Below are 1,301 nucleotides of genomic sequence, written 5' to 3'. Positions count from 1 at the left end.
ACCAACCGCGCTTCTGTTCCACAAAGAACATAGGGAATAGGGTTTCTAGGTACAGGGGACACTCAGTGCCATCAAACCTAGGCACATGCGGCAATTCCCACCCTAAAAAAACGGCGAGGTAGTGATGAAAACCACTTTCTCTCGTAGCTGAACCCGGATCATGGACAAAAAAGTCTCGCTGCTTTTCCCTTACCGAACCATCACTCTCAGTTTCTTCCTTTGACCATGTTGAGATGAGTTTCGGGTCGGCTTCCCCAACTATGCTTCGCCGGATACGAAGTCTCTCTGCGTTATGATTGCTGACTTCAATCTCGACATACGATTGCAGCACTTCCTCATAGGGGTCATCTTTGGCGGTATGAATTCGTTCTCGCATTGCGAACGGCAATGGAACAGACAAATTCGCGCTCAACGAACGTTCTAATCCCAAAACATAAATAATTGCCTGTAGGCAAGTTGACTTGCCAGAAGTGTTGTCAGCTTGGACAATGTTGAGGCCAGACGAAAAATCTAGGTCGACCCCATACACGGTGCTTGCCGTGACTGACCTCAGTTTCAACGTGCAAACTTGAATCATGATGGGGCCCTGCTTGCTAGGAGGATCTGTGTCACAAAGCCTTCGGTTATCTTTTTTGAGAACTCCTTGAGAAAGGCCTTCTCTGCAACAAAACTATTGTCGTCTTTGTCGAGTTGCTTTGCGACTTCTTTCCCTTTGTCGGTAAGGCAAATCGCAGCCTTGCCGTTGGCTATTCGCCATTCAGCAAGTTGCCCCCCTGTCATCAAATCTACATTTCTCCCGAATGCTGGCTCCACTCGCATTCGCCACTCAATCAGCGCAGTTTCACCACGAATTATTTTACCCAGTTTTTCGCGCGACCTTTCGGAACGAAGTGCGTCATTCAGCAGGTTTAGCTTTGCGAGAGAAGCCTTTTTCCCGTGAGAACTGTTCAGCATCAACAGTGTTAGGGGCAAACGCCAGCCAATTCGCAGGTCTCCCGGGACAGGTGACGGCTTTCGCTCAAAGGAAAAATTGCGATCCGTGTTTAACTCAAAACTCATTTTTCTTTCGGCTCTTCAAAATCAAGTGGACATTCAATCAGCCATGTACCCACTTGGCCTTGGGAGATGGACGTAACTTGTTTTTCGGATAATCCGGGCACTTGGCTTCTTAGGGCGCTACCGACACGATCCATGGATGAATTGATCTGTTGAGATGCGGTGTCGCCTTCGGCGCCAGCCATCTCAAGGCGGCCCTCTTCTGCGTCGATACACTCTGTCGAGGCTTCCCAAAAATCAGGATA

At 48.8% G+C, this 1,301-nt stretch carries 3 protein-coding genes; all 3 read right to left on the bottom strand.

Features of this window, described 5'->3' with window-relative positions; genetic code table 11:
- On the bottom strand, positions 1–577 hold a 577-nt coding region (locus tag AC2FPW_RS00405; protein WP_496812213.1), incomplete at its 3' end, for an ATP-binding protein.
- On the bottom strand, positions 574–1,059 hold the full coding sequence (locus AC2FPW_RS00400) for a hypothetical protein (protein WP_496812212.1): 486 nt from the start codon (positions 1,057–1,059) through the stop codon (positions 574–576). The genes AC2FPW_RS00405 and AC2FPW_RS00400, both read right to left, overlap by 4 nt.
- The coding region (locus AC2FPW_RS00395) for a hypothetical protein (RefSeq protein ID WP_496812211.1) at positions 1,056–1,301 on the bottom strand (246 nt) is incomplete at its 5' end. The genes AC2FPW_RS00395 and AC2FPW_RS00400, both read right to left, overlap by 4 nt.

Source organism: Ruegeria sp. SATB027, assembly GCF_059613825.1.
The sequence above is the reverse complement of the archived record's forward strand: the minus strand, read 5'-3'. Positions and strand labels throughout refer to the sequence as shown.

Excerpts from the sequence above, each read along its gene's own strand:
- AC2FPW_RS00400 (WP_496812212.1), bottom strand. The coding sequence starts at position 1,059 with ATGAGTTTTGAGTTAAACACGGATCGCAATTTTTCCTTTGAGCGAAAG.